We start from the raw sequence: 15,815 nt of genomic DNA, 5'->3' as shown, positions 1-15,815 counted from the left end.
CCCATCGCGTGCCCGCCGCCACGCGCCGTACAGTTGAGTTCCGGCGGCAGAGGGGGACGACGTGGCGAAGCGGTTCGACCGGCTCGAACAGATCCGCCGCATGGACCCGGTGGCGGACGCGTCGGAGATCTACCGGCTCACCGCCGCGTACGAGTTCCCCTGGGACATCACCCGCGCCCTGGAACTGGCTCTCTTCCGGACCTACGCGGTTCCCAGCATCGGCCGACTGCTCGCCGAGACGGCGGAACTGACGGACCGCTCGCAAAAACGCTACGACGACACGTCGTTGCTCCTCGACACGGTCGTCGAGCACGGCTTCGCGAGCGAGCCGGGCCGCACCGCGATCCGGCGCATCAACCAGATGCACCGCAGCTACGACATCAGCGACGACGACATGCGCTATGTGCTGTGCACCTTCGTCGTGGTGCCCAAGCGGTGGATCGACACATTCGGCTGGCGCCGGCTCTCCCGGCACGAGATCGTCGCCTCCACCGTCCACTACCGCGCGCTCGGCCGGCACCTGGGCATCAAGGACATCCCCGAGTCCTACGAGGAGTTCGAGGCCTGTCTCGACGCCTACGAGCAGGCGCACTTCGGCTGGGACGAACGGGCCAGAACCGTCTCGGACGCCACCCTCGACCTGATGACCTCCTGGTACCCGAGCCCCCTCGCGCCCGTGCTGCGCGGCGCCACCCTCGCCCTGCTCGACGAGCCGCTGCTGAAGGCGTTCCGCTACGAGCCCCCGGCCGCCCTCACCCGCGCGCTCGTGCGCCGCGCGGTACGCGCCCGGAGCCGTGCCGTGCGCCTGCTGCCGCCGCGCCGGGCCCCGCACTTCGCGCGCCAGAACCGTGAGATCAAGAGCTACCCGGCCGGCTACCGGGTGGCCGACCTCGGCACCTGCCCGGTCCCGGGCGTACGAGGCTGTCCCGTACGGCACTCCGGAGGCTCAGCCGGCGATCCCGTCCAGTGAGTCGACGGTCGTCCGCAGCCAGGCGAGTTCGGCGCGCGACGTGGCCCGTGCCACGGTGAGGATGCCGCGCCGGAAGGGGTCGTCCAGCTCCTCGGCGCGCAGCGGCCGGTCGCCCTCGTAGAAGAAGCTCGACGGTGTCTCCAGGAAGGCCAGCCTGCGCCGCAGTACGGCCGCCTGGGCGCCGGGGTCGTCCAGGTGCCGGAGAAAGGCCAGGACGGTGAACCAGCGGTTCTCGTCGGTGAGGTCCCGCTGCACCGGTTCGGCGAGCCTGCGCCGCAGTTCACGCCTGCCGTCCTCGGTGAGGGTGAGGACGTGCCGAGGTGCGGCGACGGCCCCTGGTTCCGTGGCGCGTTCGAGCAGACCGGCCTTCTCCAGCCGTTTGATCGCCGGATAGAGCGTGCTCTCGGCGACCGGCCGGACGTGCCCGGTCAGCGCGGTGATGCGTTTGCGCAGCTCGTAGCCGTGCAGCGGGGCGTCGTACAGGAATCCCAGGATGGCCAGCTCCAGCATGCACGTATTGTCGCGCATCACCGTGGTACCTCGGCCACTGCATACCTATGTATCGCAATACCTCGTAACCGATGTACTCTCTTGATGGGGGTGTCGGCAGCGCGGCGCCGCGATGTGCGGGAGGGTGACATGGAAGAGGCCGAGTTCGATGGGGCGGGCAGCCGTATCCGCTGGACGGAGACACCCGGCGCGGAACCCGCGCGGGTCTATCTGCACGGACTGGGCGCGGTCTCGTCCGTCTACCACGCGCACATCGCGGCCCGCCCCGAACTGGCGGGCCGACGCAGCCTCTTCGTCGATCTGCCCGGCCACGGCATCAGTGACCGGCCGGCGCACTTCGGTTACACCCTGGAGGACCACGCGGACGCCCTGGCCGCGGCGCTGGACGCGGCGGGGCTCGGCGGCGCGGAGCTGATCGCCCACAGCATGGGCGGCGCCGTCGCGATCGTGCTCGCCCACCGCAGGCCCGATCTGGTCTCCCGGCTGGTGCTCGTGGAGGCCAACCTGGACCCCAGCCCGCCGCTGACGGCCGGCAGCAGCACCATCGCCTCCTACGAGGAGGAGGCGTTCGTGGACGGCGGTTACGCGCGCGTGCTGGAGAAGGTGGGCCCCGTATGGGCGGCGACCATGCGACTGGCCGATCCGCGCGCACTGCACCGCAGCGCGGTCGCACTCCGGCGCGGCACGGAGCCCACGATGCGCGCCCTCCTCGCGGACCTCGCCGTGGACCGCGTCTACCTACAGGGCGAACTCAGCGACGAAGTGCCGGACATGGACGGGCTGGAGGCGGCGGGCGTACGCGTGGTGACCGTGCCCGGCGCGGACCACAACATCATGTTCGACAACCCGGAGGCGTTCGCCGCCGCCGTCGCGCGAGCGCCGTGACAGCCCCCGGCCGGACCCGGGAACCGGGCCGGCTCAGTCCTCGCGCACGGCCAGCGCCAGGAACCGGTCGTCCTCGTCGGTGTACGAGGTCATGCGCCACCCCGAAGCGGCCAGCAGACGCCGGAGATTGGGCTCGGCACGCAGGTCGTCCGATGTGATCTGCCGTCCCTGGCGCGCCGCGAGCGCCGCCCGGCCGATCGGATGGAACAGCGCCAGCGTGCCGCCGGGCCGCACCACACGGCGCAACTCGCGCAGATTCTCGGCGGGCCGCGGCAGGTGCGCGACCAGCCCGGCGGCGAACACGGCGTCGAACGACTCCGCCCCGAGCGGCAGCGCGCCGACGTCGGAGAGCAGCAGCCATCCGTCCCGGTGCCGGCCCGCCCGTACCGCCGCCCCGAGCATCGCCCAGGTCAGGTCCACGCCCACGACGACACCCGCCGCTCCCACGGCGGCCCGCAGCGGCGGCAGGGCGCGCCCGGTGCCGCACCCCGCGTCGAGCACACGGTCGCCCTCGCCCAGGCCCAGGCCGGCGACCGCGGCCGCGTAGGCGGGGCCGTCGTCCGGGAACCTGCTGTCCCAGTCGGCGGCACGGGCGGTGAAGAACTCCTGCACGCGGGCGTGGTCGTCACTCATGCTCCGCATGATCCCTCACCGGGACGCCCGCCGTCCTCAGCCGGCGAGGTCCCGCACCGCCACCACCTTGTCGAGGGAGACGCGGACCAGCAGCTCGCCCGGGACGCCGTTGCGGCCGCCGAACTCCTCGGCACGCTCCTCACCCATGTACCGGGCGCCGATCCGCGCGGCCCAGTGCCGGAGCTCGTCCAGGTCCTCCGACAGCCGGGCGCGCCCCTGCAGCACCACGAAGGAGAACGGCGGCCGGTCGTCGTCGACACACAGGGCGGCCCGGCCGTCCCGCGCCAGATTGCGTCCCTTCACGGTCTCCTTCCCGGTGTTGAAGACCACGTCGTCGCCGTCGAGCAGGAACCAGATGGGCGCCACATGCGGGCTCCCGTCGGCCCGGACGGTGGACAGCTTGCCGGTGCGGGTGCCGTGCGACACGAACGCCCGCCATTCCTCGTCGGTCATCTCCTGTGCCATGCCTCCCATCTTCCTTGCCGGGACCGCGGTCGTGCGGAAGGCTGGCGGGAGTTCCTCCGGACAGGGGGAGACGGCAGGGGGAGAGACCTCTCGGGGGGAGACCGGTTCATGGCGCAGAACCAGACGCTCGGCTGGCTGCTCGACGACCTGACCCAGCGGGTGGAACACGTACGGCACGCGTTGGTGCTGTCCAACGACGGGCTGGTCACCGGGGCCAGCACGGGGCTGCGGCGCGAGGACGCGGAGCATCTCGCGGCCGTCTCGGCCGGACTGTACAGCCTGGCCAAGGGCTCGGGACGGCACTTCGGGGCGGGCTCGGTGCGGCAGACGATGGTCGAGTTCGACGACGCGGTGCTCTTCGTCATGGCCGCGGGCGCGGGCAGCTGCCTGTGTGTCCTCAGCGGGGCCGAGGCCGACATCGGCCAGATCGGCTACGAGATGACCCTGCTGGTGAACCGGGTCGGCGACCACTTGGACGTGGCCGCCCGCCATCCTCGGCCGAATCCATTAAACGACCTCTGACCTGCACGTTCGCTGATCTCCATGGAGTTATCCACAGGCTCGCGCAGAGATGTACGGCACCGGCTACCGTTTTTTGCGGAGGAAGCGCCGACAGCGCGAACCACAACTCTCACGGGGGCAGGAACATGTCCGGCAACACCATCACCGACGAGATCACTCCCGCGGCCGAACGAGCCACCGGCCGGCTCGGAACGCCTTTCACCCAGAGCCGCGCGGCCCGCGAACTGGGACTCAAGCGCAGCGAGTTCGACCTGGCCGTACATCTCGGCCACATCCGCACCCTCCCGGACGAAGGAGGAGGCGGCCGCCGGGTGGCCCGGGCCGAGGTCGAGCGGCTGCGCGAGCGGCCGGCCTTCTCCGCAGCACTGCGCGAGCGGATCGAGGCCGTCGGCACCAAGGACGCCGCCGGGCTCATGGGCGTGACGGCCGCCCGGTTCACCCGGCTGGCCCGCCTGGGCCTGGTGACACCGGTCTCCTTCTACCTCAACCGGTACCGGACCGTCGTCTGGCTGTACCTGTCCGAAGAAGTGCGCGCGTTCGGCGCCGACGCGAAGAACACCTCGCTGCTGACCCGGCCGCTGCCCGAGGGACTGCGTGACCAACTGGACGCGGGCCTGGACCTGCGCCCCCGCAACTGGCGCGGGCGGCACCTGGGTTTTCTGCTGCGGCAGGCCGACGGACCCTGGCAGCAGGCGGCGGCCGTGGCCTCGCTGCTCGACCCGTTCCAGGTCTCCGAGATCGTCACCGACCCCTATGAACGCGCTCTCCTGAGCCGCTTCCGCGCGCAGCCGCCCGCGCACGGGGCACCGGGATCGCCCGCGGCGCACCTCGCCGAGCGGATCGCGACCGCCGAGGACCCGGACGAGATCGCCTGGCTCCGAGCCGACCTGGAGCGGACCGTGGCGGAAGCGCGCGGCCACCACCCCGCGCCCCGACCGGCAACCCCGCACCCCCGACCGGCCTCCCACACACCATCACCACCACCCGCGCCCGGCCGATCGGCCCGCGCACTCCCGGCGACCCGGAGACTCCGCGAGGTCACGCGGGCTGCTGCGGAGGCTCTTCCGCAGCAGCACCTGAACCACCGCGGCGCCGCAGCCGCGAACCGGGCGCCTACACCGCCCGGAACAGACCCTCCTGGACGACCGACACCAGCAGACGTCCCTCCGTGTCGTAGATGCGCCCCCGGGCCAGTCCCCTCCCGCCCGTGGCGATCGGTGACTCCTGGTCGTACAGGAACCACTCGTCCGCACGGAAGGGCCGGTGGAACCACATGGCGTGGTCCAGCGACGCCATGTCGAAACCGCGCGGGCCCCACAGCGGCTCGACCGGGAGGCGCACCGCGTCCAGCAGGGTCATGTCACTGGCGTAGGTCAGCGCGCAGGTGTGCACCAGCGGGTCGTCGCCGAGCGGCCCGACCGCGCGCATCCACACGGCGCTGCGCGGTTCGGCGTCCTCGACCTCCTCGCGGGTCCAGCGCAGTCGGTCCACGTAACGGATGTCGAAGGGCTGACGGCGCGCCATGCGCTCCAACTGCTCCGGGAGGGCGCCCAGATGCTCCTGGACCTCCTCGGCGACCGTCGGCAGGGACTCGGGGGAGGGGACCTTGCGGGCGGGCGGCAGCTGGTGCTCGAAACTCCCCTGTTCCGGCTTGTGGAAGGAGGCGGTCAGCGTGAAGATCGTCCGGCCCTGCTGCACCGCGGTGACCCGGCGCGTCGTGAAGGACCGCCCGTCCCGTACCCGCTCGACCTGGTACACGATCGGCACTCCCGGCCGGCCCGGACGCAGGAAGTACGCGTGCAGCGAGTGCACCGGGCGTTCGCCGTCCGTGGTGCGGCCGGCGGCGACCAGTGCCTGGCCCGCGACCTGGCCGCCGAAGACCCGCTGCAGGGACTCCTGCGGACTGCGGCCGCGGAAGATGTCGTTCTCGATCTGCTCCAGGTCGAGCAGGTCGACAAGCTTTTCGGCGGGATTCGTCATGAGAGGGATTCTCCTGTGCTCACAGCCGGCGGACGTCCGCTCACAGCTGGCCGACGTCGGTCACGCGGACGACCGCACGGCCCTCGGCATCGGAGGCGGCGAGGTCGACCTCCGCGCTGACGCCCCAGTCGTGGTCGTCGTTCGGGTCGTCGAAGATCTGCCGTACGCGCCACAGCCCGTGCTGCGCGTCCTCGTCGATCACCAGCAGCTTGGGGCCGCGCGCGTCGGGCCCGGTGCCCAGGTCCTCGTACTCGTCCCAGTACTTGTCCATCGCCTCGCCCCACGCGTCCGCGTCCCAGCCGGACTCGGCGTCCAGCTCGCCCAGCTCCTCGACCTGGTCGAGCGCGGCCAGCTCGACCCGGCGGAACATGGCGTTGCGCACCAGGACACGGAACGCCCGCGCGTTGGAGGTGACCGGCTTGACCTGATCGGCCTTCTCCCGGGCCTCCTCGGCGGTCATCTCCTCCGGGTTGGCCAACTGCTCCCACTCGTCGAGCAGGCTGGAGTCGACCTGGCGCACCATCTCGCCGAGCCACGCGATCAGGTCCTGCAGATCCTCGGACTTCAGATCGTCCGGGACGGTGTGCTCCAGGGCCTTGTAGGCGCTCGCCAGGTAGCGAAGCACGATGCCCTCGGTGCGGGCCAGCTCGTAGAGGGACACCAACTCCGTGAAGGACATCGCCCGTTCGTACATGTCCCGGACCACGGACTTGGGCGACAGCGGGTGGTCACCCACCCACGGGTGGCTCTTGCGGTAGGTGTTGTACGCGTGGAAGAGCAGTTCCTCCATCGGCTTGGGGTAGGTGACGTCCTGGAGGCGCTCCATGCGCTCCTCGTACTCGACGCCGTCCGCCTTCATCGCGGCCACCGCCTCGCCGCGCGCCTTGTTCTGCTGCGCGACCAGGATCTGCCTCGGGTCGTCCAGCGTGGACTCCACGACGGACACCATGTCCAGGGCGTAGGACGGCGACTCGGGGTCCAGCAGTTCGAACGCGGCGAGCGCGAACGTGGACAGCGGCTGGTTGAGCGCGAAGTCCTGCTGCAGATCGACGGTGAGGCGCACGATCCGGCCCTCGGCGTCCGGCTGGTCGAGCTTCTCGACGATGCCGCCGTCCAGCAGCGAGCGGTAGATCGCGATGGCCCGCCGGATGTGCCGCAGCTGCTGCTTGCGCGGCTCGTGGTTGTCCTCCAGCAGGTGCCGCATCGCCTCGAAGGCGTTGCCGGGACGCGCGATCACCGACAGCAGCATCGTGTGCGTCACCCGGAAGCGGGACGTCAGCGGCTCCGGCTCGGCGGCGATGAGCTTGTCGAAGGTGGTGTCCGACCAGGCGACGAAACCCTCCGGGGCCTTCTTGCGGACCACCTTGCGGCGCTTCTTCGGGTCGTCGCCCGCCTTGGCGAGCGCCTTCTCGTTCTCGATGACGTGCTCGGGCGCCTGCGCGACGACGAACCCCTCCGTGTCGAAGCCGGCCCGCCCGGCCCGGCCGGCGATCTGGTGGAACTCCCGGGCGCGCAGGGTCCGCACCCGGCTGCCGTCGTACTTGGTGAGCGCGGTGAACAGCACCGTGCGGATCGGGACGTTGACGCCCACCCCGAGTGTGTCCGTGCCGCAGATCACCTTCAGCAGACCGGCCTGCGCGAGCTTCTCCACCAGACGCCGGTACTTGGGCAGCATGCCGGCGTGGTGCACGCCGATACCGTGCCGGACGTAGCGGGACAGGTTGCGGCCGAACTTGGTGGTGAAGCGGAAATTGCCGATCAGCCCGGCGATCTCCTCCTTCTCCTCGCGCGAGCACATGTTGATGCTCATCAGCGCCTGTGCCCGCTCCACCGCCTGGGCCTGGGTGAAGTGCACGATGTACACCGGCGCCTGCCGGGCCTGCAGCAGGTCGGTGAGCGTGTCGGTGAGCGGGGTGCGCCGGTACTCGTAGGACAGGGGCACCGGGCGGGTCGCCGAGCGGACCACCGCGGTGGGCCGGCCGGTGCGCCGGGCGAGGTCCTTCTCGAAGAACGAGACGTCACCGAGGGTGGCCGACATCAGCACGAACTGCGCCTGCGGCAGTTCCAGCAGCGGGATCTGCCAGGCCCAGCCGCGGTCCGGCTCCGCGTAGAAATGGAACTCGTCCATGACGACCTGGCCGACGTCGGCGTTCTTGCCGTCCCGCAGCGCGATCGAGGCCAGCACCTCGGCGGTGCAGCAGATGACGGGCGCGTCGGCGTTGACGGAGGCGTCGCCGGTGAGCATGCCGACGTTCTCCGTGCCGAACAGCTTGCACAGCTCGAAGAACTTCTCCGACACCAGCGCCTTGATCGGCGCCGTGTAGAAGGTGACCTCGTCCCGGGCCAGGGCGGCGAAGTGCGCACCGGCGGCGATCATGCTCTTGCCGGAGCCCGTGGGCGTCGACACGATCACGTTCGCACCGGAGACCGCCTCGATCAGCGCCTCTTCCTGGTGGGAGTAGAGCGTGAGACCCCGCTCCTGGGCCCACGACTCGAAGGCTTCGTAGAGGGCGTCGGGGTCGGCGGTCGGCGGCAGCTGATCGATGAGGGTCACGCCCCCATCTTGCCTGGCCGTCCGGCCCTGACGGGAATCGGCTGCCGAAGGGAAGATCACGACCGATACGCTGGGCCGCCGGGGGAGCGACAGCGCACCGCTTCAACTGGACAGCGACGCACGAGGAATGGGGCGGGGAACGGCCATGATGGGACCAGCACACTCACTGTCGGGTGCCGCGGCCTGGCTCGGCGTGGGCGCCGCGGCCGCCGCAGCGGGGCACCCGATGCCCTGGCCGGTGCTGCTGGTCGGCGCGCTGATCTGCGCCGGTGCCGCTCTCGCCCCCGATCTCGATCACAAGGCCGCCACCATCTCGCGCGCCTTCGGACCGATCTCGCACGCGGTCTGCGAGATCGTCGACAAGCTCTCCTACGCCGTCTACAAGGCGACGCGCAAGCAGGGCGACCCGCGCCGCTCCGGCGGCCACCGGACGCTCACGCACACCTGGCTGTGGGCGGTGCTGATCGGTGCGGGCGCCTCCGTGGCGGCGATCACCGGAGGCCGCTGGGCGGTGCTGGCGATCCTCTTCGTGCACATGGTGCTGGCCATCGAGGGCCTGCTGTGGCGGGCGGCCCGCGGCTCCAGCAGCGATGTCCTGGTGTGGCTGCTGGCCGCGACCAGCGCCTGGATCCTCGCCGGGATCCTGGACAAGCCGGGCAACGGCTCCGACTGGCTGTTCACCGCCCCGGGCCAGGAGTACATGTGGCTGGGGCTGCCGATCGTGCTGGGTGCGCTGGTGCACGACATCGGGGACGCGCTGACCGTCTCCGGCTGCCCGGTGCTGTGGCCGATACCGGTGGGCCGCCGGCGCTGGTACCCGATCGGCCCGCCCAAGGTCATGCGCTTCCGGGCGGGCAGCTGGGTCGAGCTGAAGGTGCTGATGCCGGTGTTCATGCTGCTCGGCGGGGTGGGCTGCGCGGCGGCGCTGAACGTCATCTGAGGCACTGGCCGCAGGCCCCCTGCCGCCCTGACGCGGGTAGTGGCGGCGTCCGGGCCGGGGCCCGGCCTCGCACCGGGACCTCTCCCGGTGCCGAAGCGGCACCCGGTGTCGAAGCGGCACCCGGTGCCGAAGCGCTACGCCTTCTCACCGCCGTAGCGCCGCTCGAACCGGGCGACGCGGCCCTCGGAGTCCACCGTGCGGGCCTTGCCGGTGTAGAAGGGGTGGCTCTCCGAGGAGATCTCCACGTCCACCACCGGGTACGTCTGCCCGTCGTCCCAGTCGATGGTCTGCTCGCTGGCCGCGGTGGACCGGGTGAGGAAGGCGTAACCGGCGGCGCGGTCGCGGAAGACCACGGCGTGGTAGTCGGGCTGCTTGTCCTGCTGCATGGGTGCTCCTCGTGCGGCGGTGTCGGGGGCGGGGCCCGGGGCGACGGCGCGCGGACGGCGAGGTCAGCCGGAGAGGGTGTCCTCGTCGACGACGTGCACCGCGGCCTCCTCCGCGGAAGCCGCCGCCCCGTCGATGCCCACGTCCGTGGCGACCAGGGCGGCCTCCTCGTCCTCGTGCGCTCCCTCGTCGGGGGCGACGAGCCGGCCGGAGCGGGCGGCGCCGACCTCGTTGTCCAGGAGTTCCCCGTCCGAGCCGTCGCAGTCGCCGATGCCGTCGCCGTCCGGCGCGGCGGGATCGGGCAGCTCCTCGGCCAGCCGCTGGTCCAGGGTCTCGCCGCGCAGGCCCTCCGCCGCGGTCACACCGGTGTGCTCCACGGCCCACGGCCGCTCCGGAGGGGACCAGCCTCGGTCCAGGGGATCGTCGACGCCGTCGTACTCCAGTGTGTCCTCCGAGTCGAGCACTCCCGTGTCTTCCTTGATCTCGGAGTCGTCATCGGGCTGGTAGACGTCGTCTCCCCATCCGTCGGCGCTGTCCACGGGTACCTCCAGGTGGTGGGGACGGGCCCGTTCTCACCGCGGCCTGCGAGCGGCCGGCGGTGCGCGGGGCGCGGCTCTCGCCCGGTACGCACCGTGCGGTTCCCGGGCGCTCCCCGAGCCGCTGCCTCATTCCAGCCTTCCACCCCTGTTCGGCACCGCGCAACGGCACGGAAGCCGCGAGCCGCCCACGCGCCCTCCGCCACCGGTCCGGCCCCGGCCGCCCGGCAGGCTCTGCCGGGCGCCGCCCGCGCCCGGTCAGCCGTGCCAGGAGCGCCACAGCGCCGCGTACGCGCCGTCCGCCGTGACCAGCTCGTCGTGGCTGCCCAGCTCGCTGATGCGGCCGCTTTCGACGACGGCGATCACGTCCGCGTCATGGGCGGTGTGCAGCCGGTGGGCGATGGCGACGACCGTGCGTCCGTCCAGGACACGGGCCAGGGACCGTTCCAGATGGCGGGCCGCGCGCGGGTCCAGGAGCGAGGTCGCCTCGTCCAGGACGAGCGTGTGCGGGTCCGCCAGGACCAGCCGGGCCAGCGCGATCTGCTGGGCCTGGGCCGGGGTGAGCGCCAGGCCGCCGGAGCCGACCTCGGTGTCCAGGCCGTCGCCGAGGCCGCGTGCCCAGCCGTCGGCGTCCACTGCGCCCAGCGCCGCCCACAGCTCGGCGTCGGCCGCGTCGGTACGGGCGAGCAGGAGGTTGTCGCGCAGCGAGCCGACGAAGACGTGGTGCTCCTGGTTGACGAGGGCGACGTGGGAGCGGACGGTTTCGGCGGGCATCCGGGACAGTTCGGCGCCGCCGAGGGTGATCCGGCCGTCCCGGGGGGCGTAGATACCGGCGAGCAGCCGGCCCAGCGTGGACTTGCCGGCGCCCGAGGGGCCGACCAGCGCCAGCCGGGTTCCCGGTGCCACCTCCAGGGACACCCGGCGCAGCACGTCGACGCCCTCGCGGTAGCCGAAGTGCACCCGGTCCGCGTGCACGTCCCGGCCCCCGGGGACGACCGAGGTGTCCCCGGAGGCCGGCTCGATCTCGCGGACACCGACCAGCCGGGCCAGCGACACCTGCGCCACCTGCAGCTCGTCGTACCAGCGGAGGATCAGGCCGACCGGGTCGATGAGCATCTGCGCGATGAGGGCGCCCGTCGTCAGCTGGCCGACCCCGATCCAGCCCTGCAGCACGAACGCACCGCCGACCATCAGCACGGAGGCGAGCACGGTCACATGGGTGACGTTGATGACCGGGAACAGCACCGACCGCAGCCACAATGTGTACCGCTCCCACGCCGTCCACTCCTTGATCCGGCGCTCGGACAGGGCGACACGCCGCCCGCCGAGCCGGTGCGCCTCCACGGTGCGGCCCGCGTCCACCGTCTCGGCGAGCGCGGCGGCCACCGCGGCGTAGCCCGCCGCCTCCGAACGGTAGGCGGACGGCGCCCGCCGGAAGTACCAGCGGCAGCCGATCACCAGCAGCGGCAGCGCCAGCAGCACGGCCGCGGCCAGCGGCGGCGCGGTGACGACCAGACCGCCCAGCAGCAGCCCCGCCCACACCACGCCGATCGCCAGCTGCGGCACGGCCTCGCGCATCGCGTTGGCGAGCCGGTCGATGTCCGTGGTGATACGGGACAGCAGATCGCCGGTGCCCGCCCGCTCCAGCACCCCCGGCGGCAGCCCGACCGCCCGCACGAGGAAGTCCTCCCGCAGGTCGGCCAGCATCCGCTCGCCCAGCATCGCGCCGCGCAGCCGCACCTCGCGGACGAACACGGCCTGGACCACGAGCGCGAGGACGAACAGGGCGGCGGTGAGCCCGAGATGGAGTTCGCGCGCATGGTCCGAGACCCGCTCCACCAGATCGCCCAGCAGCCAGGGACCCGCCATGGAGGCGAGCACCGAGACCGTGTCGGCGGTGATCAGGAGCAGGAAGGCGCGCCGGTGCCGGCGGAACAGCTCACGCACGTACGCGCGTACGGTGGCGGAGGCGCCGACGGGCAGGGTGTCGGCGGTCGTCGGGGCCGCCGGGTCGTACGACGGTGGGGCCACGCCGATCACGCCGTCTCCTCGATCTCTTCCATCGCGTCCCGCAGGGCGGCCGCGTCGTCGTCCAGGGAGTCCTGTGCGGTGCCGCGCGACGCCGCCTCGGCGGCCGGTCCGCCGCTCGCGGCGCGTTCCTCGTCCGTCTCGCGGGTCACCACCGCCCGGTACCGGGGCTCGGTGCGCACCAGGTCGCGGTGGGTCCCGACCGCCGCGACCGTGCCCGCATGGAGGAGCATCACATGGTCGGCGTGGTCCAGGAGCAGGGGCGAGGAGGTGAGGACCACCGTGGTGCGGCCGGCCCGCAGGGCGCGCAGGCCCTCGGCGATCCGCGCCTCGGTGTGGGAGTCGACGGCCGAGGTGGGTTCGTCCAGGACGAGTACCTCGGGGTCGGTGATCAGGGAGCGGGCCAGGGCCAGCCGCTGGCGCTGGCCGCCGGACAGGGACCGGCCGCGTTCGGTGATGCGCACGTCCATCGGGTCCCCGGCGGACGGCGAGGACTGCGCCAGCGCCTCCAGCACGTCACCGCACTGTGCCGCCGCGAGCGCCGCGTCGGCGGCGACCTCGCCCGAGGCGGGCACGTCGAGCAGGTCGCGCAGCGAACCGGACAGCAGTACCGGGTCCTTGTCCTGGACCAGGACAGCCGTGCGCGCGGCGTCGAGGGGAAGGTCGTCGAGCGGCACACCGTCCAGGAGCACGGACGGGCCCGGTTCGGTGGGGTGCCCGCCCAGACGCTCCGCCAGCCGGCCCGCCGCGTCCGGATCGCCGCACACCACGGCGGTCAGCCGCCCGGCGGGCACCCGCAGTCCGGTCGCCGGGTCCCACAGGCCACGGCGGAACCCATCCCCTCGGTCCTCGGACGGAGACGGCCCGGCTGCTGTCACGGTCCCCGCCGTGGTCCCCGTCGTTGCCTCGCCTTCCGGGGCACCGTCGTCGATGGTCCGTTCCAGCGACAGCACCCGTGCGGCGCGTTCGGCCGAGGGGCGGGAGAAGGAGTACGCCATGGCGATCTCCTCGAAGTGCCGCAGCGGATAGGTGAGGACCATGACGGAGCTGTAGACGGTGACGAGTTCGCCCACGTCGATGCGGCCGGAGCGGGCCAGGTGCACGCCGTACCAGACGACCGCGATCAGCAGCAGGCCCGGCAGCAGGACCTGGACGGCGGAGATCAGGGACCACATGCGCGCGCTGCGGACCGCCGCCTGCCGGACCTCCTGGGAGGCGCGCCGGTAACGGTCGAGGAACAGGTCCTCGCCGCCGATGCCGCGCAGCACCCGCAGGCCGGCGACCGTGTCCGAGGCCAGTTCGGTGGCGCGGCCCGCCTTCTCGCGCTGGAGGTCGGCGCGGCGCGTGGCGCGCGGCAGCAGCGGCAGCACCGAGAGGGCCAGTACGGGCAGGCCCACGGCGACGACCACGCCGAGCGCCGGCTGGTAGACGAGCAAAGCGACGCAGACCAGCACGACGGTGACGGCCGCCGCGGTGAACCGGGACACGGCCTCCACGAACCAGCCGATCTTCTCCACGTCACCGGTGGAGACCGCCACCACCTCGCCGGCGGCGACCCGCCGGGTCAGCGCGGCGCCCAACTGGGCGGTCCTGCGGGCCAGTAGCTGCTGGACACGGGCGGCGGCGGTGATCCAGTTGGTGACCGCGGCGCGGTGCAGGAAGGTGTCGCCGAGCGCGTTGCCGGCACAGGCCAGGGCCAGCAGGCCGCCGCTCAGGGCGAGCCGTGAGCCGGACCGGTCGACCACCGCCTGCACGGCGAGGCCGACGCAGAACGGCAGGGCGGAAACCGAGGAGAAGTGCAGCAGCCCCCAGGCCAGTGCTCTCAGCTGACCGCCGAGCTGGTTCCGTCCCAGCCACCACAGGAACCGGGAGCCCGAGCGTGCGTCCGGCACACCCGGGTCGGGATACGGGAGGTCTTGAATCTGCATGGCGTCCCAGTGGCTCGTGTCAGAGGGCGGAAGGGGTCGCGAGGGCGGCGACGAGCCGTGACAGGTTCGCCGCGCGCCGTCGTCCGGGGCAAGTGGTTTTCCGCGGCCGGGGACGGATGGTTCCTGCGGCCGGGGGAGGGGCCGTTCCCGTGGCCGGGCAGGGGGGTTGGCCGCTTCGCGCACGGTTGGCGCACGGTTGGCCCACCCCTTGCGGGGTACCTTCGTCCGGCGTGTCGCCGCGTCAGGCCGGCGCGTGCGGCGGGCGCCGTGCTCCCGGCGCGCACCAGGGACGATCGGTCGGCCGGGCGTGCGCCGGGGGGCCAGCACATCCGGGGCTTCCGGCGCGCTCGCCACGCCCCGACGGAAGGCAAATAAGGCTATTTGGTCCAATCCCGAGTAGATCATCCGGAACGCGGTGGCCACCATGGATCTCATGCGAAGTGGCGGCGTAAGGCGTGCGACGGTCGCGTTGGCGACCTGTGGAATGTTCCTGACGACTCTGGCCGCGTGCAGCGGCTCGCGGACCGAGGTCCGCCATGGAGACGTCCCCAGACCCGGCGGTCCCTCGGGGGCCGCCCGGCCGAGTCCGACAGCGAAACCGGCCCGTGTCCCCGGGGTCGGCGAGCGGTTGTGGCAACGGGTCCCGGCGGGCACCCGGCAGATCCTGACCGTGTACGGGGACGGCAAGAACGACCCGAACGGCACGGTCGTGCTGTACGAGAAGCACGGGACGGCGTGGCAGCGGGTCCAGAGCTGGCCGTCGCACAACGGCAAGCGCGGCTGGACCACGGACCACCGGGACAGCGACGAGCGCAGCCCCGTAGGAGTGTTCACTCTCTCGGACGCCGGTGGCCTCCTCGACGACCCCGGCACCAGGCTGCCGTACACCCAGGACGAGGAAGCCTTCGCGTCCCCGTACGCCTGGGACGAGAACCACTGGCACGACTTCGACTACGTCATCGCCATCAACTACAACCGGCTGGCGGGCACCCGCCCCGACGACCCGACCCGCCCCCAGGGGCAGAGCAAGGGCGGCGGCATCTGGCTGCATCTGGACCACGGCGACGGCACGTTGGGCTGCGTGAGCGTCCCCGGGTCCGCTATGGAGTACCTGCTGCGCAGGCTGGACCCGAAGGGCAAGCCCGTGATCGTGATGGGCGACAAGGCCGACCTTCAGGCGTGACGGCCACGCGGCCGACCGGAGCGTCGGCGCGCATGGCCCCCGGCGCCCCTGACGCCCCTGACGGTCCGTGGGCGCACCAGGCTCCCCTCGTCTGCGGGCGCACTCGGCTCCGGCCCGTCCGTGTCCACCTGGACATGGCCCGTCAACCGGTTCAGCCGGTTCGGCCAGTTCGGCCAGTTCGGCCGGTTCACCTGGCTCCGGCCCGCCCGGCGTCCGAGCCCGGCTCGCTCAACTCCGCGAGTGGCTGGGCTAGTTAGTTTCAGGTGATGCCCCCCAGGTGATGTAACCGCCCCGGTC

General features: G+C 72.3%; 14 protein-coding genes and 1 pseudogene. 6 read left to right on the top strand and 9 right to left on the bottom strand.

Annotation, left to right across the window (positions count from 1 at the left end; genetic code table 11):
• The first annotated feature begins 61 nt into the window (after positions 1-61).
• Positions 62-970, top strand: coding sequence for an oxygenase MpaB family protein (locus ABZ858_RS09065; protein WP_361374227.1), 909 nt, complete (start codon positions 62-64; stop codon positions 968-970).
• On the opposite strand, the gene ABZ858_RS09060 is transcribed toward ABZ858_RS09065, so the two are convergent.
• Positions 947-1,480 (bottom strand): PadR family transcriptional regulator, encoded by a 534-nt coding sequence (locus tag ABZ858_RS09060; RefSeq protein WP_361374225.1) that lies wholly within the window; start codon positions 1,478-1,480, stop codon positions 947-949. The two genes, ABZ858_RS09065 and ABZ858_RS09060, sit on opposite strands and share 24 nt — an antisense overlap.
• A gap of 129 nt (positions 1,481-1,609) precedes the next feature.
• Here ABZ858_RS09060 and ABZ858_RS09055 point away from each other — a divergent pair, with 129 nt between their 5' ends.
• The gene (locus ABZ858_RS09055; RefSeq protein ID WP_361374223.1) at positions 1,610-2,365 is read left to right on the top strand and encodes an alpha/beta hydrolase; all 756 of its coding nucleotides are present in this window, start codon (positions 1,610-1,612) and stop codon (positions 2,363-2,365) included.
• Between the two features lie 33 nt (positions 2,366-2,398).
• Here the strand turns inward: ABZ858_RS09055 and ABZ858_RS09050 are convergent, their stop codons facing one another.
• Positions 2,399-2,998, bottom strand: a complete 600-nt coding sequence (locus ABZ858_RS09050) for a class I SAM-dependent methyltransferase (protein WP_361374221.1) — start codon at positions 2,996-2,998, stop codon at positions 2,399-2,401.
• A 36-nt stretch (positions 2,999-3,034) separates the two neighbouring features.
• Positions 3,035-3,463 carry a PPOX class F420-dependent oxidoreductase gene (locus ABZ858_RS09045; RefSeq protein ID WP_361374219.1) on the bottom strand — a complete coding sequence of 143 codons (429 nt, stop codon included), beginning with the start codon at positions 3,461-3,463 and terminating at the stop codon, positions 3,035-3,037.
• Between the two features lie 108 nt (positions 3,464-3,571).
• Between ABZ858_RS09045 and ABZ858_RS09040 the strand changes: the two genes are divergently transcribed.
• Together ABZ858_RS09040 and ABZ858_RS09035 are read left to right on the top strand one after the other, a co-directional pair.
• Positions 3,572-3,985, top strand: coding sequence for a roadblock/LC7 domain-containing protein (locus ABZ858_RS09040; RefSeq protein WP_361374217.1), 414 nt, complete (start codon positions 3,572-3,574; stop codon positions 3,983-3,985).
• A 125-nt stretch (positions 3,986-4,110) separates the two neighbouring features.
• Positions 4,111-4,929, top strand: a pseudogene (locus tag ABZ858_RS09035) (DUF6397 family protein); the annotation flags it as partial.
• A 169-nt stretch (positions 4,930-5,098) separates the two neighbouring features.
• Here the strand turns inward: ABZ858_RS09035 and ABZ858_RS09030 are convergent.
• On the bottom strand, positions 5,099-5,965 hold the full coding sequence (locus ABZ858_RS09030; protein ID WP_361374215.1) for an acyl-CoA thioesterase II: 867 nt from the start codon (positions 5,963-5,965) through the stop codon (positions 5,099-5,101).
• Between the two features lie 40 nt (positions 5,966-6,005).
• Positions 6,006-8,519 carry a DUF3516 domain-containing protein gene (locus tag ABZ858_RS09025; protein WP_361374213.1) on the bottom strand — a complete coding sequence of 838 codons (2,514 nt, stop codon included), beginning with the start codon at positions 8,517-8,519 and terminating at the stop codon, positions 6,006-6,008.
• 145 nt (positions 8,520-8,664) lie between these two features.
• Here ABZ858_RS09025 and ABZ858_RS09020 point away from each other — a divergent pair, with 145 nt between their 5' ends.
• Entirely contained in the window at positions 8,665-9,459 is a 795-nt protein-coding gene (locus ABZ858_RS09020) for a metal-dependent hydrolase (RefSeq protein ID WP_361374211.1), read from the top strand.
• A 134-nt stretch (positions 9,460-9,593) separates the two neighbouring features.
• Here ABZ858_RS09020 and ABZ858_RS09015 read toward each other — a convergent pair whose 3' ends face one another.
• From ABZ858_RS09015 to ABZ858_RS09000, 4 genes are all read right to left on the bottom strand, one after another.
• Positions 9,594-9,845, bottom strand: coding sequence for a type B 50S ribosomal protein L31 (locus tag ABZ858_RS09015; protein WP_361374209.1), 252 nt, complete (start codon positions 9,843-9,845; stop codon positions 9,594-9,596).
• 63 nt (positions 9,846-9,908) lie between these two features.
• Positions 9,909-10,382 carry a DUF5709 domain-containing protein gene (locus tag ABZ858_RS09010; RefSeq protein ID WP_361374207.1) on the bottom strand — a complete coding sequence of 158 codons (474 nt, stop codon included), beginning with the start codon at positions 10,380-10,382 and terminating at the stop codon, positions 9,909-9,911.
• A gap of 255 nt (positions 10,383-10,637) precedes the next feature.
• Positions 10,638-12,419, bottom strand: coding sequence for an ABC transporter ATP-binding protein (locus ABZ858_RS09005; protein WP_361374205.1), 1,782 nt, complete (start codon positions 12,417-12,419; stop codon positions 10,638-10,640).
• Positions 12,416-14,335, bottom strand: coding sequence for an ABC transporter ATP-binding protein (locus ABZ858_RS09000; RefSeq protein WP_361374203.1), 1,920 nt, complete (start codon positions 14,333-14,335; stop codon positions 12,416-12,418). The genes ABZ858_RS09005 and ABZ858_RS09000 overlap by 4 nt, the downstream gene beginning before the upstream one ends.
• A gap of 433 nt (positions 14,336-14,768) precedes the next feature.
• Here ABZ858_RS09000 and ABZ858_RS08995 point away from each other — a divergent pair, with 433 nt between their 5' ends.
• Positions 14,769-15,518 carry a L,D-transpeptidase family protein gene (locus ABZ858_RS08995; RefSeq protein WP_361374527.1) on the top strand — a complete coding sequence of 250 codons (750 nt, stop codon included), beginning with the start codon at positions 14,769-14,771 and terminating at the stop codon, positions 15,516-15,518.
• Positions 15,519-15,815: the final 297 nt, after the last annotated feature.

Origin of the sequence: Streptomyces sp. NPDC047017 (assembly GCF_040644175.1) — a bacterium.
In the GTDB taxonomy this organism is placed as follows: domain Bacteria; phylum Actinomycetota; class Actinomycetes; order Streptomycetales; family Streptomycetaceae; genus Streptomyces.
The sequence above is the reverse complement of the archived record's forward strand: the minus strand, read 5'-3'. Positions and strand labels throughout refer to the sequence as shown.